This is a genomic window from Pedobacter polysacchareus, from assembly GCF_019802255.1.
Lineage (GTDB): Bacteria > Bacteroidota > Bacteroidia > Sphingobacteriales > Sphingobacteriaceae > Pedobacter > Pedobacter polysacchareus.
Genome location: NZ_JAHYSS010000001.1, coordinates 785,380 through 809,674, shown reverse-complemented (window position 1 = coordinate 809,674; position 24,295 = coordinate 785,380). Strand labels below are relative to the sequence as shown.

Below are 24,295 nucleotides of genomic sequence, written 5' to 3'. Positions count from 1 at the left end.
AAATGAAGAAGTTATTATATACACTCCTGGCTTTACTCAGCATCCATCAGCTGGGTAAAGCACAGCTGCTCAAAGAAAAACATATATTCAGTCGGGCGGATACACTTAGAGGTACTTTAAGTCCATTGCGCAGCTGTTACGATATCAATTACTATCACCTGGATGTGAAAGTCGACATAGACCAGAAATTCATCAGTGGCAGCAATGAATTCCGCTTTACCGCTACTCAGGATTTTAGCAAACTGCAGTTTGACCTTTTCGCCAACCTGAAAGTAGAGAAGGTAGTCTACAAAAACCAAGAACTCCCTTTCACAAGAGAATTCAATGCCGTATTTGTAACCTTTCCAGCAATTATCAAAAAAGGCAGTAAAGAAAGTTTCACTGTTTTTTACTCGGGTAATCCGATCATTGCTAAAACCCCGCCTTGGGATGGCGGCTTCATTTTCAGTAAAGACAAATCAGGCAACCCTTGGGTGTCTATGGCTTGTCAGGGATTAGGCGCCAGCAGCTGGTGGCCAACAAAAGACCATCAAAGCGATGAAGTAGACAGCATGATGATCAGCATCAGTGTTCCGAAAGGACTTCAGGATGTTTCCAATGGGCGCTTAAAAAGTGTCGTTGAAAAACCGGATGGCTATACGCAGTACAATTGGTTCGTCAGCAATCCAATCAACAACTATAACGTTGCCCTTTATATTGGTAAATATGCACACTGGAGCGATGAATATCCAGGTGAAAAGGGAAAACTCAGCATTGACTACTGGGCTTTAAAAGAAGACAGTGCCCAGGCACGCCCGCATTGGGATGCCGATGTGAAACCGATGCTGAAATCATTTGAACACTGGTTTGGCCCATATCCTTTTTATGAAGACGGATACAAACTGGTTCAAGCACCACACCTTGGGATGGAACACCAAAGTGCAGTTGCCTATGGCAACCAGTTCAAACAAGGTTATTTAGGCAAAGATCTTTCCGGCAGCGGATGGGGATTGAAATTCGATTTTATCACCATACATGAAAGCGGTCATGAATGGTTCGGAAACAACATCACCTCCAAAGACATTGCCGATATGTGGATCCATGAAAGCTTCACCAACTATTCTGAGACGCTGTTTACAGAATCGACACAAGGAAAAAAAGCGGGTTCCGACTATGTAATTGGCATCAGAAAAGCCATTGCCAACGACATTCCAATCATTGGAATCTACGGTGTCAATCATGAAGGTTCCGGCGATATGTATTATAAAGGTGCCAATATGGTACATACCATCCGACAGCTGATCAACGATGATGAGAAATTCAGAGGAATCCTGAGGGGTATGAACAAGACCTTTTACCATCAAACGGTAACTACTCAGGAAATTGAAAACTACATCGCCAAACAAAGCGGATTGAAGCTCAATAAGGTCTTCGACCAGTATTTAAGAACTACAATGGTACCCATACTTGAATATAAAATCGAGGGAAACAAGCTGACCTACCGCTGGACAGAAACCGTTAAAGATTTCGATATGCCGATAAAAGTAAGCCTGAAACCTGGAGAATTTTCTTTCATTTACCCAACTACCAAATGGAAAACCATCATGCTAAAGGAAGGCATAAACAAAGATAATTTTCAGGCAGACCCTAATTTTTATATAAAAACTAAAAATATATTATAAATAATTACAAAACTCTGCAACAATTGGGAATGGACTCGCGTCTTATAGAAAACCGAAACAATATGAAAAGATTAAGTTTAATACTAACATTTGCATTATTGAGCCTGGGATTACATAGTCAGGCCACTTCACCTATAAGGATCAGCGCTTCCCATTTATTGGATGAAGAAAGAAAAGTGAGCAATTTCACAGGCATTGCCATTGGAGGTTCCATCAAAACCTATGTAAAAATAGGAAATACGGAAAGCTTAAGGCTGGAAGGTGATCAGGAAGTGATAGACCAGCTGATCACAGAAGTAAAAAATGGTACGCTGTCCATCAGACCTAAAAACTCAGAATGGAAACGATGGTTCAAGAATAACTCCAACAATACCAGGGTTACGGCTTACATTACGGTTAAAAAATTAACCAGTCTGGCCTTATCGGGATCAGGAAGTATTGAAGTGGAACAAACCATCAATACCAATTCATTGGATGTAGCGCTTAGCGGATCAGGAAACATTAAAGCGACAGTGAATGCACAGACCTTTGATGCAGCAGTGAGCGGTTCCGGTGGTGTAAACATCAGCGGAAAAGCAAAAAAAGCAGACATCGCAGTGAGTGGATCCGGAGGTTTTTCGGGCAGAGCATTCTCAGCAGAAAATGTGGATGCACATGTTAGCGGTTCCGGATCAGTTTATATTGATGTACAAAAAAGTATTGACGCTGCTACCAGCGGTTCAGGAAGCGTAAATTATACTGGAAATCCAAGCTCCGTAAGCAAAGCATCTTCAGGATCTGGAAGAGTCAGAAAAGTAGATTAAGCAAAAAAACAGCAAGCGCTGTTTATAAATGGAAAATACTGAAACAAAATGGCCTGAAATTAAGATTTCAGGCCATTTTTATTGGATTACCAACCCGGATTCTGTACCAGGTTTTTTCCTTTCTCTAATTCGTTATAGGCAATAGGTTGAAGGTATTGTTTTGTTTCAAACACCCTGGTTTCTACTACCGATCGCTGAAAAAAAGTATTCGCATCACCGTTCATATTCATCCCATAAAAGGCACCGCCTTGCTTATCCTTCCCAGAAGGATTTTCGGCAATCATCCAGCGCCGCACGTCAAAATAGCGCTGTCCTTCTGTGCAAAGTTCTACCCTGCTCTCTCTTCTGATCGCTGATCGCTGTAATTCCTGATTCCCTGAAATCGAAGGATTAAGGGTTTCCAACTTAGGAATTCCTGCTCTTTCTCTCACCAAGTTCACATATTTTAACACCATTGCATTGGAAGGATCCACTTCATTCAAGGCCTCAGCATAGAGCAAATAAAACTCTGCTAACCTGAAAACAATAGAAGGCCTGAATACACTCGCTACCCCCGGACTGGTTTTATGTACTTTTCTATTGAAACGTTTATAAAGCATATAACCACTCACCGTGTACTGACCACTGCGGTCATTAGGAGAACCTACAAAGAAATTAATCTCTTTGTTTGAAATGTGCCACTTCCTTCCTGCAAAAAATACCGTATTATAAAAACGTGCTTCCCTATTGAGGTACATATTAGATACATTAACGCCATTATAAGGGCTTTTACCAGTCTCTGAATACAAGGGCGAAGCAGGTAAAAATCCAGCATTATTGATAGGCAAACCATCTTTCATATAAAAATCATCCACCAGTTCCTGCAGCACACCAGTACTTCCTAAACCGTTAGGCTCGCTTCTAGGCGTAGACCGACGGTCTAATTGATCGCCATCCATCCCCCCATATCCATTTTTTGCGGTCGCCCAAATGATCTCTTTATTATACACCTGAAAAAGATCATACACTGATTTTTCAGGATCAAGGGCACCATTGGTATAAGCCTTATACAATTCATAGTTCCCCTGCTCGGCAAAATCTATAAGTTCTTTTAAAGCGTTTACGGCTTTTGTCCATTTGGCAGGATCTTTTGCCGGGAATAACCGTTTTCCATCTGGGTTCATGAGACTCAAAGCTGGCGTATATCCCCCATTCAACAATGGACTTGCGGCATACATCCACAATTTTGCTTTCACCGCCAGTGCCACACCTTTGGTTGGATTTGCAAGATACTGCTCATCAGTAATTGCCGACTGAGGCAGTAAAGTAGCAGCATTGGTCAATTCCTTATCAATAAAAGCAAGCACTTCGTCTACAGATTGCCTAGGTAAATCCAGATCATCTGTAGGTGCCAAAACGCGATCAAGAATCGGAATGGGTCCATATTGCTCAAACAGCAAATAATGGTAATAAGCCCGCATAAACAAGGTATTTGCTTTCATGATGTTAAATTCAGCTTCAGTCAGCTGATCTGCATCCGTTCCTGATGCCATAATGGGCTTTGCCTTATCCAGAAAAATATTTGCCTGTCGGATCAAAGGATAAAGTGTTCCCCATCGTTGAAAGCCCATATTTGTGCTGTTCTTCGCAGAAATATTATATCTTGCTGCATCCCCATAACCCACCGTGAGCTCGTCAGTCATGGCCGTCCATGGATTTTGAATCCCGCTCATACCCACACCAATGATGGTCGAATAATCGGGAACACCAGACATCACATTAGCATACCATCGCTTTGTATAACCCGGATTTTCAAAAATCTGATCTGTGGAGGTTAGGCCCCCAGCCAATTCATCTGATACATCTAAATAACTTTTCTTACAAGCAGTCAAGGCTGACATTAAGAAAACTATAATGACACATATTTTTAATTTCATGTTATATTATTTAAAGGTTTTTAAAAAGTCACTTCTAAACCGAACGTATAAGTACTTGGTAATGGATAAGCATTTCCTCCATTGATATTTCCAACTTCAGGATCCCAGTATTTAATGTCATCCCAAACACCCAGATTATAGCCCATTACATAAACCCTTGCCGTTTGCAGCAGGACTTTCTTTAAAAATGACTTTGGTAAATTGTAACCAACCTCTACGTTTTTAAGTCGGAGAAAATTACCGCTCCTTAGCCAAAAGGTACTCGCTACTGTATTGTTCGCATTATTGGTATTCCCACTGTGGATTCTCGGCATCAGTGCATTTTGATTCGGATTGGCTTCGGTCCACCTGTCTAACGCAAAAGTCCTATAGTTGGACTGGTCATTTCCCCAGGAGAACGGATACCATCCCTCAGGGGTTAAGCCACCTAAAATCACAGAAGTATTAGACGTTCCCTGAAAAAAAGCACTGGCATAAAAGCCTTTATACTCTGCATTTAAACCAAATCCATAGACAATTTCAGGCTTATCTGGATAGGAATGCCCGCCTCTTTGCCTGTCATAGGTATCAATTTTTCCATCTCCATTTAAGTCTTTGTATTTAATATCTCCAGGACCGATTAACCCCCCTAATGTTGGGGTTGGCAAACCTGGCTTTAGCCGATAGGATTTAGTTCCATTGCTATTGTTGCTAATTGTAAAATCATCATTGGTGTAAAGTCCATCTGCGATGTAAAGCACCTGTTCTCCAACTCTTGTTCCTGTAGTCGCCATCCATGGATAGGGTTGTCTCAGTTCATCAAACTCAGTGATCTTGTTTCTGGCGAAAGTAAAAGTACCTCTGCCACTCAATTTAAATTCCCCAAAATTTTGTCGGGCATTAATTGTCCCATCAAAACCATGGTTCTTCACCTTCCCAAAATTTTGCCATGGTGCGGATCTGAAGCCTGCAAGATTTGGGATGGTCTTTCTTTGCAGCAGGATGCCTGACCTTTCAGATTTGAAATAATCCGCTTCAATCTCAATTCTACCATTAAACAAGCCCAGGTTAACACCATAATTCTGTTTGTCTTCAATCTCCCAAACCAAATATGGCGCTTCAAATCTGCCTTCTACAATTCCAGCTCCATAACCATTTATTCCTCCTGAAGAACCGATCCCCTGGTTGAAGCCTGCGGCATCCATGGTATACGTTGGGCGATATAAAAACCTTGCCGTTCCAGTGTTATCATTCCCGGTACGCCCAATGGAAGCCCGCAGTTTTAGATTTGAAAGCACCTGTTTCAAGGCCTCCGGATAAAAGTTCTCATTAGATACCTGATACCCAATTCCCACAGCAGGAAAAAATCCAAAGCGGAATTCCTTTGCAAAAGCCTCACTACCGGTATAACCGAAATTCCCTTCTACAAAATATCGATCATCATAACCATAGGTTGCCCTACCTACCACACTTTGCTTCCTAAACGCCAATGGATCATTCCAATTCTGGGTTTCTTTTTGCATGTACAAGCCCATTGCACCTAGGGTATGCTTTCCAAAAGTCCGGTTATAGTTCAATGAACTTTCCATATAAATTTTCTTTACCGAACTGCTTTCCGGAACTGCAGCGCCTAGATCCGGGTTTCCTGAAAAGGTTTTTGAGAAGATCAGCTTGCCATTTGCATCTCTTCCGGTCGCGAAATAACGACTTGGATTAAAGCCCCTGCGGGAGATGAAATTCCCATCATAATCATAACTGACATTCCCCCTTAAGGAAAGTCCTTCTGTGATAAAGTCCAGCTTCTGAACAATACGTACATTGGACTGTATGCCACTTCTCCATTCTTTAGCATACCCGGAATTCATCAATTGATTGTATGGATTCCGCATATTGGCGTCGCGCTCCTGCCTGTAGGTCGCAATAGTCCCATCACTATATACTGCAGGAAAAACATAAGGTGGCGTCAATAACATTTGTCGGAATATGCTGGCAGTTCCAACACCTGGATAATTGGTCATCAAATATTGTCCACTCAAGTCCACACTGACCGTTGTAGATTTAGAAACGTCCAAATCTATATTACTTCTCAGGTTATATCTTTTCAGGCCTATATTCGTATCATATTTATTAGCCGGGTCATCTTTAAACATGCCACTTTCTCCATAATATGCACCAGACACAAAGTACCGTGCTTTTTCAGTACCACCACGGGCATTAATGGTATACCGATGTGTGGCCGTCGTTTTTTTCAATAGCTCATCCATCCAATTGGTATTCGGATAAAGATCAAGATCCACCTGATTACGGTATTTATCGATCAGTTCTTCGGAAAATATAGGCGACAAGCCATCGTTTGCCAATGCTTCATTATATAAATTCAGGTAATCTACTGAACCAACAAACTCAGGCAGCCGTGTAGGTTTAGCAATGCTGTGTTCGGTCCGAAAAGAAATCACTGGCTTTTGTACTTTTCCTCTTTTTGAAGTAATCAAGATGACCCCATTGGCACCTTCTGCCCCATAAACGGCCGTTGCAGCTGCATCTTTCAAAACAGAGAAAGTCTCAATTTCGTCGGGTTCAATATCACTGATTTTTCTAGGTACCCCATCTACCAGAATCAAGGGAGCACTGCCTCCTGCAAAAGTGCTGATCCCTCTAATCCAAAATTCGGAATTGTCATACCCCGGCTCCCCGGAACGCTGAATAGCGAGTACACCAGATACCTGACCTGCAATATTATTGCTCAGATCCCGGGTTGGAAACCTCAATTGTTCCCCTTTTACACTGCTGATTGAACTTACTACACTCTCTTTTTTCTGTGTACCATAGCCCACCACCACTACATCTTTCAGGTTGTTTTCTTCAGCACGCATGACCACATTGATATCGTCTATTCCCCGAACCGCGATCGTTTGTGTTTTGTAGCCTACATAGGCGAAGATTAAGCTATCCTTAAGCTCCGCTTCAATCGAATATTTACCCATATTACTGGTAACAGTTCCTTTATCTGTCCCCATTACCCGAATGGAAACACCCGGTATAGGCAAACCCATTTCGTCTTTTACAGAGCCGGAAACTTTGAAAAACACCAGGCTCTTCTTAGAGGGCAAAGACGTTCTCTCTTTGACAATGATAGTTCCAGGTTCCAATACATAGGTTAAAGGCTGGTTGATAAAACAAGCCGCCAGAACACTTTCTAAGGAAGCTTTTTTAACATTTATCGTGACTGGTTTCGCTGCATCAATATTGGTAGAAATAATGAGCAGATTAAAACCGGTTTGTTTTTTTATTGACTTTAAAACTGTTTCAAGTCTTGCATTAGTTTCAGATAGGGTTACTTTTTTTTGAGCAATGGAACTAGCGTTGACCTGGAGCAGAACTGTGGTTAGCAGCATAACAGTAAGCTTCATACGGAGTATAGTTTTCTTTCCCATACTGGATTTCCAGTACGATTTAAAATCGTAAATTTTCATACATTTGGTTAGTTTGGTTTAGGAAAATGAGGACAAAAGAATGCTCCTTCATCTTCGGTTGCAGATAAAAATTATTTGAACGTAATTGGCTGACTAATCCAAATTTTTATAACCGGGGTGCAACGAACACTCCGGTTTTTTAAAGATCAGCAAGTAGCATCAGTAGCATTATGGCATCACAAAAACCCTCCTTCCTTCTAGCTTAAATTTGAACTTGTCTGTTTTTTCTAACATGCGGAGTACCTGCTCCAAATCCGTACTGCGAGCTACTGACCCAATAACTTTTACGTGATTGAGGCTGCCATCATATACAATAGTTACATCATACCAACGAGACAGTTTCTTTAGGATACCTTCCAAATTGTCGTTTTCAAAAACAAAAAAACCATTTTTCCAGGCAATCACTTCCTCTACATCAATTTCTTTGATTTTAAGGCCTGTCTTAGTCCTTACAGACTGCTGACCTGGTGTAAGTACCTTCGCCCCGATCTTAACCGAGCCTTCCAACAGTGTGGTTTGAAGTTTAGACTCATCCGCATAACTGCTGATATTAAAATGTGTACCTAATACTTCTATGGTTTCTCTTAGGCCATCAGCAGCTATCGCCATCACTTTAAATGGCTTTAATTTGTCTTTAGCAACTTCGAAATAAGCTTCCCCGGTTAACTCTACCTCCCGATTTTCCACCTGAGCAAAACTTGCAGGGAACTTTAAAGAAGAAGCTGCATTGAGCCATACTTTAGTCCCATCAGGAAGGACAATTTGATATTGTCCTCCCTTAGGAGTTTCGAGAACATTATATTTCTGAGGAATGTGGCTGGCAGCAACCTGACTAGCTTCTGGAACTTCCAGACTTTGATAGATCAATTCTCCATCTTTAGTTTTCACGATGGAAATCCCCGATTCTTTAGCCAGATCGCCATTTTTCAAATGGTCTAAAAACAGCTGGGAGCCATCCGACAAGGTTAATGTTGCTTTTTGCCCACCTGCCTCAATTATTTTTCTGGCGAGAGGATTTATTGATTTTGAAAACTCTTTGCGGCCGAAAAATACCATTGCCACACCAACGGTCAATAATATTGAGGCCGCAATGGCATATTTGAAAAGAGGACGCAGCCGACTTTGCTTCGGTTTATTGCTGGCCAAAATAAGAGCCAAACGCTGATCAAGACGTTTCTGTAAACTTGCGTCAATCTCCTGAGGAGAAACTTCCGCAGCTAAAGTGTCAGCAATTAATTGACCATAAACCCCCTGGTACTGCTCCTCATTCACCTGATTAAGGAAAGACTCAAATCCTTTATCAGAACATTGATTCTTTAATAACCTATAAAATTCCGCTGGGATATGATCCTTCATTTGCAAAGCATTCTTTGACTAAAGACGCTTCAAAACATAATATGGGGGGGGGCTATTTTATTTATATTTAAATATTAAAAAGAATAAAATACTCATCGAGATGTCAAGGTGACCCATCAGGTATTCTTTGACTAAGAAATTAGCCCTCGTTAAATACTCCTTTACCGTATGGACAGATATTCCCATTTCTTCTGCAGCTTCTTTGTAGGTATAACCATCCATTTTACAGAGCTGATATGCTTTTCTTTGCTGAGCAGACAATTTGCCTAATGCCTTTTCCAGCAGCTGTTCACTTTCTTTTAAATGCAGCGATTCTTCAATATGGGAATAATATTCAGTGACCACCTGACGAAATCGCTCCTGCATTTGCTGATTGCGCTGCAGTTTTCTAAAGAAATCATAGACCAGGTTTTGTCCTATTTTATAGAGATATGCTTTAAAATCGATGGCATGATGGATCACTTCCCGTTTATGCCAGATTTTAGTAAAAAGCTCTTGAACAAGTTCTTCAGCAATTTGTTCATCTTTCACCATTTTCAGGATGTTTACATACATCTGTCCGCTATACAACTTATAAAAATAGGTGAATGCAGATTCATCACCATTTCTAAGTTTAAGCAGCAATTCTATCTGGCCAATATCTTGAACCTGTTGCTCAGCCATTCCACGTAATATTTGTCTAAGTTGAGAACCAAATATAATAACTTAACTGAGATAAACAGCCCGTTTGATCTGTAGAACGACACCTCTCAACTGATGAGACCACCTCTCCGCTTATAAAGGATTTTGAATGTTACTAAATCAGGATTAGCCAGTATAAAATCCCCAATCATATTTTAGGTTATTCACCTTATACTGAACAGATCCTGCTATGTTTAACTTATGATCGTTAAAAATTGCCAGATTGTAACCATTTTCATTCATAGCGCTTTTGTATTCGACACCGTCAAACCCCTCTGACTTTATGTATTCGCAAAGAAACTGGGTAGGCAAATAATCAAGATGTACATCCTGTTTTCGTACCGGCTTGGAAAGTTCATTTTCCAGTTTTTGTAAATAGGGCCGAAATCGAATAAATTCTTCCGTCACAAAGCCTCTGTCCAAAATTTCAAATGGACCGAAATTGGCGATATTTTTTAATGAGATTACATTGAGTGGTTCAGTTAATACAAATTTTCCAATCGAAATCCCCTCATGAAGTGCTACCCGTGTTTCATACAGTGTGGTTTCCTCACTATCCGAAACGTATAAATAGGGAATTCCTACAGGATTGGCTCTGCCTGGCGTAGTCAGTGCATACGGAGGTTTCCCCAACTCCTTATTGGAAAGTAAAGCATCAGAAATTCGGGCGCGGTAAAAGACCGTCCCTACAGGATGAGTAATAACTAAACGTGCCAATACTGAATTTAAGGTATCAGTATCGATCATTTCACTAATAAAAAAACGATTCGTTCTTTTGATCTCCTGTGAAAACAAGTCCCACTTCAGCTCAAGATCTTCCGCAGGTACTGCTTTTGTTCCTACTAGAAGGGATAATTCCACTGGTGTTTCAAATAAATCTGCGTTAAACAGTTCAGTTCCACGGCCAATCTGATTCACCAATTGTTTAATGTCCTTATCTTTCAAAAGAGCAGTATTAAAAAGCGTTTTCCAATAGGTTCTCAAATGTTCATGCAATAAAACCGGGTATTCATGTTTCAGCGATTTCTCTGCAGTTGGATGATTGACATATAATTCGAAAAGCTGCTCAAACGGTTCGGATAATGCTTCACAAGCTAAGATTACCATCCCTTTAGAATCACAGAAATCACAATTACCTTTTACCGAAGAGGCTGCCTCAATCCTGCTTTTCAATCCTTGATCGGAAAAGCAATTCGTACAACAATTCATATTCCCCCCTTAAATTAAAGACTGAATCAATTCAATGTGATGCATGATGGACAGTTTTTTCAACATACCTAAACCAGGAAATGCGCCCCTATTGTGGTAATCCCTAAAATGTTCGGAAGCAATAGTATGGATATGCTCCTCATCTATAAAAGTGACCAGTTTTGTTAATGCTTCTCCAAATTTTCCAGCGGTATCACTAGCATCTTCATTACTATCGGAAAGAAAATGCTTGATGCGAATATCATCGCTATGTTCGTCTTTATAAGTCAGGTGGATGACTACAGCATAAGGAAGCATGCCACCCTCCATGAACCCTGCACCTATGCTCAGGTAATCTGAAAAAACACTAAAACCTTCATTTTTATAATGGAAATAGTCACTTGAAAAAATTTCATCTTCCAGGTCTTCATAATCTACATTTCTTTTCTGCTTTACAAAAGGATCACTCAAAAAACCAAGTGTACCATTTGTATATCCACGGCGCAGGGCGATCAAATGATTTACGTGGATAATATTAAAGCGAATTTCCGTCGAATTTACCAGCGCCTTTAAGTCATTTGCACTAGAAATCTGGTTTAAATGAATCAATGAATATCCGGTATTAAAATGATCTCTTGCCTCCCCGTTTACTTTTAAAAAAGTAAAGTCCCGTTCATTTGAAATCAGATAGGTTGGCAAAATATTCTCATGGCCATCCGACGACATTTGTTCAATAAAATCAAAGATCTGATCGTTTGATTTTTTGAGATCTCCATGCTCTGGGTTCACCACAAGCTGGACAATAACCCCCAGTTTGTCCATAATTTTAATTGCTGTAGCGATACTCTTCAGTTCTTTTTTAACCGGCTCAATGATTGGGGAAATTTTTGAGAAATCCAGCGGCAGGGTACTAAGCTCTCTTAAAGCTAGCAGCTCATATTGTTTTCCTCTTAAGAAAGGCAGGTACATAACGTCGATTTAAATCTTATAATTTAATTTATCAATTAAACTAAGATAATCATTTTCGTTCAAATTATGACTATAACAAGAAAAACGCAACGCGTCTGGAATCAATGGATTTTGAACCAGCTGATTCGTTAGTGGATTAATTCGCTGTTTAATCACCCTTAGAAACTCTGTTTGAACTGCAATGGCAGAGAACTCTAACAACACATTCAGGCAGGATTTAAATAATTGAACAGGTGTTGCTATAGGAACACTACCACAAAGATTTTTAACCACCTGAAGGTATTCCTCCTTCCGGAGTGCTTTCATCATGGCGGGTATATCTAAGCCATGATCATGGCACTGCGCTGAACGTAAAGTGGTGATCGTATGCTTCGGACTAAGTAGCAGAATACCAACGTGCTCATCTATGAGGCCAATATATTTGTCTACTGCCGAATGATGAATCACAATATAGACCTCGGAAAAGGCTTTATAATAATCATTAACCTGCGTTAGTAGTCGATCAGGGCTGTCAAGCTCGGTTTTAATTTCAAAAACTTTATTCGTTCCGTTAATAAGAACCGCATCGGCTTTTGAATTTCCGATTTTAAACTCATTCAAAAGTATGCTATCCTCAAGAGAGTAATGGTGTAGCACATAACTATTCAACAATGCCGCTTTGTACAGGTATTCATGTCTGTAATGCTGCAGCAATTGTGTATGGCAAACTGCTAAAAGTTCAGAAAAACTGGACTTTTTCTCCAGGTTTACACCTGTTTTCTTTAGCAGCATTTTCATTTTTCGGCCATAAGGATGGAAACTCCCCTCAAACATCATCCGCTGTAAACCCGCATTGGACACTATTTTGGCCAATGCACAGAAATTAGCAGAAGAACTCAAAGGAGTTGAAGTCATCATACAAAGTTACTAACGCTCAAAGATAAATTAATTTATCGCAGCCCTCGTCAAAACTTTCTAGGCTTCACAAACAAAAAAATCCCCGCATCCTATTGATACGGGGATTTCTTATATGCTCAAAACAAGCTTAGATACCTAATAGCAATCTAGCTGGATCTTCTAATAATTGTTTCACTCTTACTAAGAAACCTACTGATTCTCTACCATCAATGATTCTGTGGTCGTAAGACAAGGCCAAATACATCATTGGACGAATCACCACCTCACCTTTTTCTGCGATAGGGCGCTCAATAATGTTGTGCATACCTAAAATCGCTGATTGTGGAGAGTTGATAATTGGCGTAGACATCATGGAACCGAATACACCACCGTTAGTGATTGTAAATGTACCACCTGTCATCTCTTCGATAGTCAATTTGCTATCACGAGCTTTAGTAGCCAATTCAATTACAGTTTTCTCAATCTGAGCTAAAGTCATGCTTTCTGCATTTCTGATGATTGGAACAACCAATCCTTTTGGTGCAGAAACAGCGATAGAAACATCTACAAAATCATTGTAAACTACCTCTTCACCATCGATTCTAGCGTTTACTGCCGGGAAATCTTTTGCTGCTTCACAAACTGCTTTTGTGAAGAAACTCATGAAACCTAGACCAACACCATATTTTTCTTTAAACTGATCTTTATATTTCGAACGAAGGTCCATGATTGGTTTCATGTTTACCTCGTTGAAAGTAGTCAGCATTGCGGTTTCGTTTTTCACAGCTACCAAACGTTTGGCAACAGTTTTACGCAATGGCGACATCTTTTGTCTGCGCTCTCCTCTTGCACCTGCAACAGCAGCTACAACTGGGGCAGCAGGAGCTGCAGCTTTCTTAGGCGCTGCTTTTTCTGCTTTTAAAGCATCTTCTTTAGTGATTCTACCGTCAACACCAGTACCTTTTACAGCAGCAGCATCCACGCCTTTTTCAGCAAGGATCTTTCCGGCAGAAGGAGATGGCGTACCAGTAGCATAACTATCGCCAGATTTTGCAGCAGCTACAGGAGCAGCAGCTTTATCTTCAGCAACAGCGGCTTTTGGTGCCTCTTCAGCTTTCGCTGCAGGAGCAGCTCCACCTTCTTCAATATTACAAACAACTGCACCTATTGCCAGGGTATCACCTTCGGCAGCTACAATCCTTAAAGTTCCAGCCTGTTCTGCAGTTAATTCAAAAGTTGCTTTATCAGATTCTAATTCCGCAATTACTTCATCCATTTCTACTGCATCACCATCATTTTTCACCCAACGTGATAAAACAACTTCGGTAATTGACTCGCCTACTGGCGGAACTTTTATTTCTATACTCATAACTGATGTATTATATTTTCTAATCTACATTATATACTTTACTCACAGACTTTTTAGCGATGTCTTTGTCTCCTTTAGAAACAGGTAATTCAAAAGATTTAGCTAAAATATACGCTTGCTGATCAGCATGTTGTTTTGCAAAACCAGAAGCTGTACTGCTGCTCTCTTTTCTTGAAATCACTTCAATATCACTAAAGATAGTTTTTCTTAGTCTACGTAACAAATATGGCCATGCACCCATGTTTTCAGGTTCTTCCTGAACCCAAACTGCTTCAGTTGCATTTTTATATTTCGCATAAACCGCTTCCATCTGTGCTACTGGTGTCGGGTACAATTGCTCTACCCTTACAATCGCTACCTGATTGATCTTTTCCTTTTGTTGTTTTTCCAACAACTCATAATAGATCTTACCGCTGCAGAACAATACTCTGGTTACTTCAGCAGCTTTCACATTTGTATCATCAATCACTTCCTGGAATTTACCTTCAGTGAAGTCGGTTAATTTAGAGACACAGGCAGGGTGACGTAACAGACTTTTCGGTGTAAATACCACCAATGGCTTTCTGAAATCACGTTTAAATTGTCTGCGGATTGCATGGAAGAAATTCGCTGGCGTTGAACAGTTGGCAACTTGCATGTTATAATCTGCACATAGCTCCATGAAACGCTCAATACGTGCGGAAGAGTGTTCCGGACCTTGACCTTCATAACCATGTGGCAATAACATCACCAAACCATTTTCACGCTGCCATTTCGTTTCTGCACTGGCAATATATTGATCCACTACGATCTGAGCACCGTTAAAGAAATCACCAAATTGGGCTTCCCAAATCGTTAATGCATTCGGATTTGCCATGGCATAACCATATTCAAAGCCCAATACACCATACTCAGACAAGTGTGAATTGTAAATATCAAAAGAAGCCTGATCTTTAGAAACATGCGCCAATGGGATGTATTCTTCTTCAGAATCTTCTAAGGTTAACACGGCATGACGGTGAGAGAAAGTTCCTCTTTCCACATCCTGACCGCTTAAACGAACACGTTTGCCTTCACTTAATAACGTACCATAAGCCAATTGCTCACCCATTGCCCAATCGAACACATGAGAAGTTTTTGCCATTTTGCTACGCTCATCAAAAAGTTTCTCAATTTTCTTGAAGAACTTTCGGTCTGAAGGCAAAGTACTGATGCTTTCTGCAACGCTCAATAAAGTCGCCGCATCTACTGAGGTATCCGGAGAAACTTCAAAATCTTTCACGGTAGCAATACGCATGTCTTTCCATGCCCCACCAAATTTCACATCCTGATACGTAGAAGTGATCGCTTTTGCTTCATTTAAACAGCCTTGCAAAATACCACGGAAATCTTTTTCCATTGTTTTCGCAGCAGATGCTTCTAATTTACCTTCTTTAACCAGCTGATCAACATAAATATCACGAGGATTTGCATGCTGCTCAATTGCTTTATACAATAAAGGCTGGGTAAATTTAGGCTCATCCGACTCATTATGACCGAATCTACGGTAGCATAAAATATCGATGAACACATCATTTTTATATTTCTGACGGTACTCCATAGCCAGATTAATTGCATAAACCAAGGCCTCTACATCGTCTCCATTTACATGGAAAACCGGGGATAAGGTTACTTTAGCAATATCTGTACAGTAAGTACTCGAACGGGCATCTTTATAGTTCGTAGTGAAACCGATCTGGTTGTTGATGATCAGGTGAATGGTACCGCCGGTTTTATAACCGTCCAGTCCAGCCATCTGAATGACTTCATAAACAATCCCCTGACCAGCGATAGAAGCATCACCATGAATCAGGATTGGTGCAATGCGAGCATCATCACCATCATATTTGAAATCAATTTTCGACCTGGTCATCCCTTCGACCACTCCGTTTACTGTTTCCAGGTGAGAAGGGTTAGGGCATAAACTCAAGTGAACATTGCTGCCATTGTTGGTGGTTACGTCCGTAGAATAACCTAAGTGATACTTCACATCACCACCAAATGGTGATTCTGCGCTATATCCTTTACCTTCAAATTCAGCAAAAATATCTTTATAGGATTTCTGCATAATGTTAGCCAAAACGTTCAGCCTTCCACGATGCGCCATACCAATCACAAACTCTTCAATACCTAAAGCGGCACCTTTTTCAATCACAGAGTCCAATGCCGGAATCAATGCCTCAGCACCTTCCAGAGAGAATCTTTTTTGTCCAAGGAACTTTGTACCCAGGAAATTCTCAAAGCATACGGCCTCATTCAATTTGGTCAGGATCCTTGTTTTCTCCTCAATAGAGAAATTAGGCGTGTTACGAACACTTTCCATTTTTTTCTCAATCCATGACAATACTTCAGGGGTACGTACGTACTTGTACTCCGCACCGATCGAACTGCAGTAAGTCTGATTTAAGAAAGCCACAATTTCGCTTAATTTAACCGCTCCGATGCCCAGCTCAATACCTGCATTGAATACAGTATCAAGATCGGCGTCAGACAAATTGAAATTTACCAGATCTAAAGTTGGCAAGTGCTTGCGTCTTTCTCTAACCGGGTTAGTATGTGTAAACAGGTGGCCACGCTGACGGTAACCGTTGATCATGTTTAAAACACTAACTTCTTTTAGGAAATGTTCAGGGGTTTCTTCTCCTGTAACCGGAGATGAGCTTCTCCCAAAGTCAAAGCCTTCAAAAAATTTCTGCCAACCAAATTCAACCGAATTGGGATCTTCCTTAAATGCTTGATAAAGGGACTCTACGTATTCGGCGTTTTCGCCGCTGAGATAAGATAAATTATCCATTATGTGTGAATATGCTATATTGAAGCAAAATTAGGATTTTACCTATTAAGTAAGGCAATTTTCTCTATAAATATTCCAAAAAATCCGTCATATCAAGGACATTCTTTAGCAGCGTAAGCCGATCCTGTACAAGGACATCAAATTCAGAGATTAAACTGCCGGTCACTAATAGGGGCACGTTGAGGTGATCCATAACTTTACCTATAATTTATTAATATTTTTCCCCAGATTTAAAGAAGTTAAAACCGTAAAAGCAAAATCAGGCCGATACGAGTCTTCAACTTTTTTAAGATCTGAATAAGGAGTTTCCAAATACTTTGCAAAAAGCAGGCCATTTTCATACATTTCTGACGCTTCTGGCAATCTTACTGATCTTATAGCTAATCTCCTTCAAAGCCAGAACATTAAGGAGTAGCTTCAGGTCTTCTTCGCTATAAAACGAATAGGAGTACGGGTTCCAACTAGCTTCCCTTTAAAGAAAGTCGCTTCACCTGGCTTGCGAAACGCCTTCCTATTGGTAATTCAAGCCCCTCAATTTCTACATCATAACTCGTAAAAGCTGTGATCCGCTTTATGGATACAATGAAAGACCTGTGGATACGTAGGAAGGAATGAGGGGATAACATCGCTTCCAATGCACTTAGTGAATGTTTCACTATTAAAGGAGATTCCTGATCCCGGTATATTTTGACATAATCTTTTACGCTTTCTATATAGATAATATGCTCCAGAAAAACTTTCACCGTCTTTCTATTTGCGCGAAAACAAATAAACTCCACACCCGCTCCACGCAATCGATCATCCAGTACAGCTCCCCTGTCGATTGCTTTATTTACTGCTTTTAAAAACCGCTCCAAACTAATTGGTTTTAAAAGAAAATCCACGGCATCCAGTTCAAAGGCTTCCACAGCATATTCCGGATAGGCGGTTACGAAAATGACTTTGGGGGGATGCTGCAGCGTTTTTATCAGACTTGTACCTAATAATTTAGGCATTTGTATATCCAGGAAAATTAAATCCACTTTCTCCGTTTTTAAAATCTCCATAGCCTGAAAAGCATTGCTGCAGCAGCCTACCAATTCCAGCTGTTCCACAAGGCTGATGTACTGCTTGAGTACCTTTTGCGAAACCAATTCATCGTCTACCAGTAAACATTTTAAATTCATCTTTCACATCTATTTGAAAAATTACAAAATCCCAGCTCAGTCAAGCGATACCACTTAGCTGACCACATTTAGCAAAAAACAAAATCAGGGATGAATTCAGTAAAGGCTATAAAACAGAAAAACAACACAATTGTTTAACAACATCCGACTGAGCCAAAACGTTTTCCATTAAACGACATAAAAACATCTGCAAACCACTCAAAATCACTCATCAACTACCAATTAAAGGGGTCAAAAGGACTTCAGTGCTATAAACAGGTTGTATAAACAGGGACTGCCGACATCCAGATAAATTTGATTTTTCATATAGCGGACACGCCGATATTTAGGATAATTAAACAAATTAAAGATGAAAAAGTTAATAATTCCCCTCGCCATCAGCGCTTCCTTAGTTTTCATGGGTGTGAAAAATGTGAATGCGCAGATTACTACGCTGGAAACGGTAATCATTAAGGGAAACACCACAGAAGCGGTGGTCTCAGAACGGGTTTCCAACTCATTCAACGAACTATTTAAAGAGGCCACAGCCCCGAAATGGTTCGAAGTCAACAAAAGGTTTGTCGTTAATTTCATTCTTAATGATCAAAAGAATAAAGCCGTGTTTACAAAAACTGGAGAATTGGTTTATCACCTTTCTTATGGCTCAGAAAAAGACGTACCTGATCAAATCAGAAAAAAAATTCAAAATCAATATAAAGATTATAACATCACTTCTGGCATCAAGGTAAGAACAGCAGATGTGACGCTGTGGGTGTTAAATATTGAAAACAGCAAGCAAATCCTGGTCATCAGGGCAGCAGATGACGACATCAGTGTGATAGATAGGATTAAAAAAATGAGTTAAGCCATAGAAGGTGCATCAGAAACGGCTGTTTCCAATAATTTGATCTGCTTATCCAGGTCGAAAGTGTTTTTAGATTTAATGTCCTTTCCTACTCCGGCAACATTTGCCCAGTTGCCCCAATTGCTTGCCGGTGCATAATCAATCAGTTTTTCTTCAAAATAGACTGCACCATTGGTCCAATGAATCTTTAGAACATGAATCAGATAAGTAGCGACCAATAAACGCCCAGTATGGGTAATATACCCCTGCGCATTCAACTCCTGCATATAGCGATCAATAATTGGGTGCCCCGTAGTTCCTTGTTTCCATTTCAGCAAGTCAGGATGCCCAATTTCCGTCGGACTAAAAAATTCTTTTTCAAAATCATCGGGTTCCTGAAAAAAGGCAATACTGTGTTTTTTAAACATGAAACGGAAATAATCACGCCACAATAAGCCTAGCAAAATCTGATTGAAATTAGCATTGCCACCAAATTCTGCTTCCGCTTCCTTCAACTTCCAATATACTTTTCTTGGCGATAAACAGCCTAAAGACAGCCAGCCCGACAATCTGGAGGTAAAACCTTGTTTATCCCCTGTATTTTTTACCGGTTTTTGATGAATCTCCGCCCCTTCCAGCAGCAATTCCTTGAGGTGTGCTAATCCGGCATCTTCCCCGCCGACCTGCGCAAAATCAGGAAAATCACCGGGTTTTTCTTCAAAACCCAAATCAGCAAGTGTCGGTAAAACACCCCAATCTTCATTTTCCACAAAGCTGATCTCTTCAGGACTTAAAAAACAAGCCTTCACCATGGCATCACGCTCTGTCTTTTTCTTGAATTGTGCAAAAACGTCCGGAATATCCTTGATCGGAAAAGGAAGGTCTTCCTTATTATATAAGGTATGACCGATAAAGTGTTTTAAATTGATCTTCTGCTTCCATAAAAGATCCTCCATTCTAGTAGAGATAGAAGTTTCTTCTGGAGCCACCTCACGATGATGGTAGACTTCAGAAATATCGAAATCCTCCACAAGTTTCGTCATGAACTCTTCCGGACTTCCCTGAACCAATAGAATATCTCCGCCAAGCTGCTGAAAAGACAACCTTAAGGCCGCCACACTTTCCAATAAAAACTTTGCCCGATGGATACCGGTTTTCAAAGTTTCAAACCTGGTTTCGTGAAAATATTGAGGATCAAAAAAATAAACCGGTAAAATACTTTCAGATTTAGCAAGTGCTTCAACCAACATTTCATTGTCGTGTAATCGAAGATCGTTTCTAAACCAGACTAGTATTCTTTTAGATTTCATTAAGGAAAGTCAATTAAATATCAATTCTACAAAAATATACGATTTTTTAGCTTAGTACGAATTACTAAAGTAATATTTACATAATCGCAACAAACATTTGAAGATAAATTGCGATAACTAAACTAATCACACAATTATTGGTTATTTAATTATGAATAAGCACATTCTAATTACCGGCGCTACCGGGATGGTAGGAAAAAAACTCATCCCAATTTTGATGGAAAGAGGACATCAAGTATCGGTGCTCTCCAGAAAAGCAACCCGCATCAAGGATGTAAAAGTGTATTTATGGGATGTCTACGAATCCAAAATAGACCCGAAATGTTTGTCGGGCATAGACACCATCATCCACCTCGCAGGGGAAAATATTGCAGGAGAAAAATGGACCGATGCCCGCAAGAAAAAGCTCATCGACAGCCGGGTATTATCCGCTCAGCTATTATATAAAACTATAAAAGAACAAAACGCCCCTGTTAAAACCTTTATTTCCGCGGCAGCAGTTGGTTATTATGGAGATGCGGGCGACCAAGTCCTAACAGAAGAAAGTCCGAATGGCAGCGGGTTTCTGGCAGAATGCTGCGCGAAATGGGAAGCCGCAGCAGATCAAGGACTATCCATGGGGATCAGAGTCGTAAAATGGAGGATTGGCGTCATCCTTGCAAAACGGGGCGGGGCATTAAAAGCAATGGAGCAGCCGATTCGTTACTTCTTCGGCGCAGGTCTGGGCACCGGCAAACAATGGGTGCCATGGGTACACCTGGATGACATCCTGGAAATGTTTACACTTGCCGCAGAAAACGATAGTTATAGCGGTGCTTACAACGCAACGGCAGCACATCCGGTCAGCAATATCATGCTTACCAAAGCGATTGCCAAACAGCTGCATCGCCCCGTATGGCCAATTAACGTACCTGAGTTTGTTTTAAAAATCATCCTTGGAGAGCTTTCTGCAGTGGTTTTGAGCAGCAATAATACCAGTGCTCAAAAACTACTCAATACCGGATTTAAGTTCAAATATTCGAAATTAGAGCTGGCTTTAGCCGATATTTACCAGACTAAATAGGAAGAAAAAAAACAAACCAACCCTCATTAAACGTTCAAATGCCCGATATGAAGCCTAAAATTAACATCTGCTGGTTGCGAAGAGACCTGCGACTGGAAGACAATGCTGCCATTTACCATGCCTTAAAAGGCGAATATCCAGTACTGCTGCTTTTCATTTTCGATACGGATATCCTAAGCAAACTGGCCAGTAAACAAGATGCCCGGGTCAATTTCCTCCATCAAACGCTGAGTACCCTCAGCAATCAGCTCCAGAAAGATCAGGGCTCTTCCATCCTGATTCAACACGGCAAACCAGCAGACATCTGGGCAGCGCTAAGCGAAACTTATCAGATCAATGCGGTGTATTGCAATCAGGATTATGAACCTGATGCCATCAAAAGAGATACAGCTATAAAAGAACAGCTGCAAACAGCCAACATTCAATTTTACAGCTACAAAGACCAGGTGATTTTCGAGAAAAATGAAATCACCAAAGCAGATGGTCTTCCTTATACCGTATTCACGCCTTATTTTAAACAGTGGCAGCAAAAGCTCAACAACTTTTACCTCCGCGCCTACCCTACTGAAAAATATTTCAATAACTTCTGGCCGACTGCAGTATTTCCAATCCCTAGCTTAAATGACTTGGGATTTGAACCCAGCAATCAGCCATTTCCAGGAAAAGATTTTGAAAACAAGCTAGATGGTTATGAACTCAACAGGGATTTTCCGGCAGCAGATGCAACCTCCCATATTGGCATGCACCTGCGTTTCGGCACCATCAGTATCCGGAAAGCCGCACAAACGGCATTGGAAAAAAAAGCCTCAAAATGGCTATCTGAATTGGCCTGGCGGGATTTTTATCAGATGATCCTGTTTCATTTCCCCCATACGGTAACGAAATCCTTCAAACCTAAATATGACCTGATCAAATGGAGAAACCATCCAGACGAATTTGAGGCCTGGTGCCAGGGAAATACCGGCTATCCTTTAGTAGATGCGGGTATGAGACAGCTCAACGAAACCGGATACATGCACAATCGTGTACGCATGGTTGTAGCCAGTTTCCTATGCAAACATTTGCTCATCGACTGGCGATGGGGAGAAGCTTATTTTGCAGAAAAACTATTGGACTATGAGATGGCCAGCAATGTGGGTGGATGGCAATGGGCCTGCGGATCAGGAAATGATGCTGCGCCCTATTTCAGGGTATTTAATCCGGAACTTCAACTTAAGAAATTTGATCCGAAGCTGGAATATGTAGACCGCTGGGTTCCTGCCTATAAACAATTAAAGCACACCCTACCAATGGTAGAACATGCTTTTGCCAGAGAAAGGGTCTTGAAAGTTTTTAAAGCGGCATTAAATGAATAATGCCGCCATATATTTTAATTGGTTACTTCTAATATTTCTACGCTGTAATCCAGGTTTGAATTTGGAGGAATAGACTCCCCACCATTAGGATCAGTGATTAATGCATTTCCATAAGCCAGTCCGGAAGGAATAAACATCCTTACTTTAGAACCTTTACTGAATTTTGGCAGCATAATTCTAAATGCAGGAATTAACTTTTTAGGCATCGCAGTCATGCTGGCATCCTGATTCAGGCCGCCGTCTAAACTCTTCAATACATAACTGAAGTTCACTAAAGTATTCAGATTGATGACCTCTGTTCCTGTACCCACGGTAGTGGTTTGCAGATAGATACCAGAAGGATCTTTAACCGCATTTGTAATTGAATTCGCTGATAAATATGCCTGTATCAGTCCATCATTCAGCACCGCTTGACTTTCTTTATAAGTGATAATTGATACTACGATAATTTCATTTGAAGCAATGCCTACAGATGGCAATCCATTTCTACCAAAAGCCAGGTAAGATGGTAGGTAAATTTTTACCGTTGCACCAGGGTTTAACTTTTTAAGTACCTGAGAGATGGCAGGAATCGATTTTCCGAAAAATCCAAATGGAGTACCCACACGTTGTCCTTCATTACGATAAGTAGGCGTGGTCGCAAATACAGCTCCGTTAGAAAATGCTGATACTGTGATGCGGTAACGTACTGAATCCGTCAGCTTATAGTTGTTGGCATCCGTACTTCCAGCAGGCTGTGTAGGCACATAAAAATAACCGGTTTTAGCAGAATCTGCAATGGCATTGATGTTGTTTTTTGCGAAGTAATCTGCCAGTTTAGTATCATCTATCGTCTGAACTGACTCATACTCCTTTTTACAGGAACTAAAAATAACGATGGTCGCCAGCAAGGCAATGGTATAAAGTGATAACTTTTTAATCATTTTGTATTTTCTATTTTATATTCTTTAGGGTAATGGTATAATCTAATATGGCAAATGGCGGGATGCTGCCGCCGGAAAAATTCTTGTAAGCCAAAGCAGAGGGAATAATCAGCCTGATCTGACCGCCTTTCGTGATTTTCGGAAGGCCGATCTGCCAGCCTTTCATCGCATCAGCAAGCTTTACCGTCACCGAATCTGTTTCCGGAATCGTCTGAAAAGCCACCGTTGACTTTAACAAACGGGCATCAAAGTACACCACCAAACTATCTTCTAATTTTGGGAACACTGTTCCTGTCCCTACAGCCGTAATTTGATAATTCAAACCAGAAGGGTCTACCGTAAAAGTTGTTCTGGTACTGTCCTTATATTTTTGTATCGTTATCGCGTCCAATTCCAACTGTTTCTCCGGATCGTAAGGAGGAGTCTTCTCACATGCGGCAAATAAACCGCATAGCAAAAACGACAACAGCAAAATCTTGTTTTTTAACATAATAGACAAAAATAGTCTTTTATTGGCGATGCCGCAATTTTTAACCAATTTTAACAAATAGAAAAGGGGCTACAAAAAAAAC

At 40.6% G+C, this 24,295-nt stretch carries 18 protein-coding genes; 5 read left to right on the top strand and 13 right to left on the bottom strand.

The genetic code is table 11. From position 1 onward, the window contains the following. The first annotated feature begins 2 nt into the window (after window positions 1-2). Window positions 3-1,661, top strand: coding sequence for a M1 family metallopeptidase (locus tag K7X70_RS03330; RefSeq protein ID WP_222535713.1), 1,659 nt, complete (start codon window positions 3-5; stop codon window positions 1,659-1,661). Window positions 1,662-1,723: 62 nt separating this feature from the next. Further along, window positions 1,724-2,464 carry a head GIN domain-containing protein gene (locus K7X70_RS03325; protein WP_222535712.1) on the top strand — a complete coding sequence of 247 codons (741 nt, stop codon included), beginning with the start codon at window positions 1,724-1,726 and terminating at the stop codon, window positions 2,462-2,464. An 86-nt stretch (window positions 2,465-2,550) separates the two neighbouring features. On the opposite strand, the gene K7X70_RS03320 is transcribed toward K7X70_RS03325, so the two are convergent. The 10 genes from K7X70_RS03320 to K7X70_RS03275 all read right to left on the bottom strand — a co-directional run bounded on the left by K7X70_RS03320 (window position 2,551) and on the right by K7X70_RS03275 (window position 18,249). Beyond that, window positions 2,551-4,380: a RagB/SusD family nutrient uptake outer membrane protein gene (locus K7X70_RS03320; RefSeq protein ID WP_222535711.1), complete on the bottom strand. Its 1,830-nt coding sequence runs from the start codon at window positions 4,378-4,380 to the stop codon at window positions 2,551-2,553. 20 nt (window positions 4,381-4,400) lie between these two features. Further along, window positions 4,401-7,832, bottom strand: a complete 3,432-nt coding sequence (locus K7X70_RS03315) for a SusC/RagA family TonB-linked outer membrane protein (protein ID WP_222535710.1) — start codon at window positions 7,830-7,832, stop codon at window positions 4,401-4,403. Window positions 7,833-8,000: 168 nt separating this feature from the next. After that, a complete protein-coding gene (locus K7X70_RS03310; protein ID WP_222535709.1) occupies window positions 8,001-9,188 on the bottom strand; it encodes a FecR family protein in 1,188 nt (395 codons plus the stop codon). A 57-nt stretch (window positions 9,189-9,245) separates the two neighbouring features. Next, window positions 9,246-9,851 (bottom strand): RNA polymerase sigma factor, encoded by a 606-nt coding sequence (locus tag K7X70_RS03305; protein ID WP_222535708.1) that lies wholly within the window; start codon window positions 9,849-9,851, stop codon window positions 9,246-9,248. Between the two features lie 144 nt (window positions 9,852-9,995). Next, a complete protein-coding gene (locus K7X70_RS03300) occupies window positions 9,996-11,078 on the bottom strand; it encodes an RES family NAD+ phosphorylase (protein ID WP_222535707.1) in 1,083 nt (360 codons plus the stop codon). A 9-nt stretch (window positions 11,079-11,087) separates the two neighbouring features. Continuing rightward, entirely contained in the window at window positions 11,088-12,026 is a 939-nt protein-coding gene (locus K7X70_RS03295; protein ID WP_222535706.1) for a sce7725 family protein, read from the bottom strand. A gap of 9 nt (window positions 12,027-12,035) precedes the next feature. After that, complete coding sequence (locus tag K7X70_RS03290) at window positions 12,036-12,923, bottom strand: sce7726 family protein (protein WP_222535705.1); 888 nt, start codon at window positions 12,921-12,923, stop codon at window positions 12,036-12,038. A 127-nt stretch (window positions 12,924-13,050) separates the two neighbouring features. After that, entirely contained in the window at window positions 13,051-14,271 is a 1,221-nt protein-coding gene (gene odhB / locus K7X70_RS03285) for a 2-oxoglutarate dehydrogenase complex dihydrolipoyllysine-residue succinyltransferase (RefSeq protein WP_222535704.1), read from the bottom strand. A 19-nt stretch (window positions 14,272-14,290) separates the two neighbouring features. After that, on the bottom strand, window positions 14,291-17,083 hold the full coding sequence (locus K7X70_RS03280) for a 2-oxoglutarate dehydrogenase E1 component (protein ID WP_222535703.1): 2,793 nt from the start codon (window positions 17,081-17,083) through the stop codon (window positions 14,291-14,293). A 461-nt stretch (window positions 17,084-17,544) separates the two neighbouring features. Continuing rightward, a complete protein-coding gene (locus tag K7X70_RS03275) occupies window positions 17,545-18,249 on the bottom strand; it encodes a LytR/AlgR family response regulator transcription factor (protein WP_222535702.1) in 705 nt (234 codons plus the stop codon). Window positions 18,250-18,598: 349 nt separating this feature from the next. Between K7X70_RS03275 and K7X70_RS03270 the strand changes: the two genes are divergently transcribed. After that, window positions 18,599-19,093, top strand: a complete 495-nt coding sequence (locus tag K7X70_RS03270) for a hypothetical protein (RefSeq protein WP_222535701.1) — start codon at window positions 18,599-18,601, stop codon at window positions 19,091-19,093. Here the strand turns inward: K7X70_RS03270 and K7X70_RS03265 are convergent. After that, a complete protein-coding gene (locus K7X70_RS03265) occupies window positions 19,090-20,382 on the bottom strand; it encodes a DASH family cryptochrome (protein WP_222535700.1) in 1,293 nt (430 codons plus the stop codon). The two genes, K7X70_RS03270 and K7X70_RS03265, sit on opposite strands and share 4 nt — an antisense overlap. Before the next feature lie 151 nt (window positions 20,383-20,533). Here K7X70_RS03265 and K7X70_RS03260 point away from each other — a divergent pair, with 151 nt between their 5' ends. Both K7X70_RS03260 and K7X70_RS03255 read left to right on the top strand, forming a co-directional pair. Then, window positions 20,534-21,445, top strand: a complete 912-nt coding sequence (locus K7X70_RS03260) for a TIGR01777 family oxidoreductase (RefSeq protein ID WP_222535699.1) — start codon at window positions 20,534-20,536, stop codon at window positions 21,443-21,445. 47 nt (window positions 21,446-21,492) lie between these two features. Beyond that, complete coding sequence (locus tag K7X70_RS03255; protein ID WP_222535698.1) at window positions 21,493-22,800, top strand: cryptochrome/photolyase family protein; 1,308 nt, start codon at window positions 21,493-21,495, stop codon at window positions 22,798-22,800. Window positions 22,801-22,814: 14 nt separating this feature from the next. On the opposite strand, the gene K7X70_RS03250 is transcribed toward K7X70_RS03255, so the two are convergent. After that, window positions 22,815-23,723 (bottom strand): FKBP-type peptidyl-prolyl cis-trans isomerase, encoded by a 909-nt coding sequence (locus tag K7X70_RS03250; RefSeq protein WP_222535697.1) that lies wholly within the window; start codon window positions 23,721-23,723, stop codon window positions 22,815-22,817. Between the two features lie 10 nt (window positions 23,724-23,733). Continuing rightward, entirely contained in the window at window positions 23,734-24,213 is a 480-nt protein-coding gene (locus K7X70_RS03245) for an FKBP-type peptidyl-prolyl cis-trans isomerase (protein WP_222535696.1), read from the bottom strand. Between the last annotated feature and the right edge of the window lie 82 nt (window positions 24,214-24,295).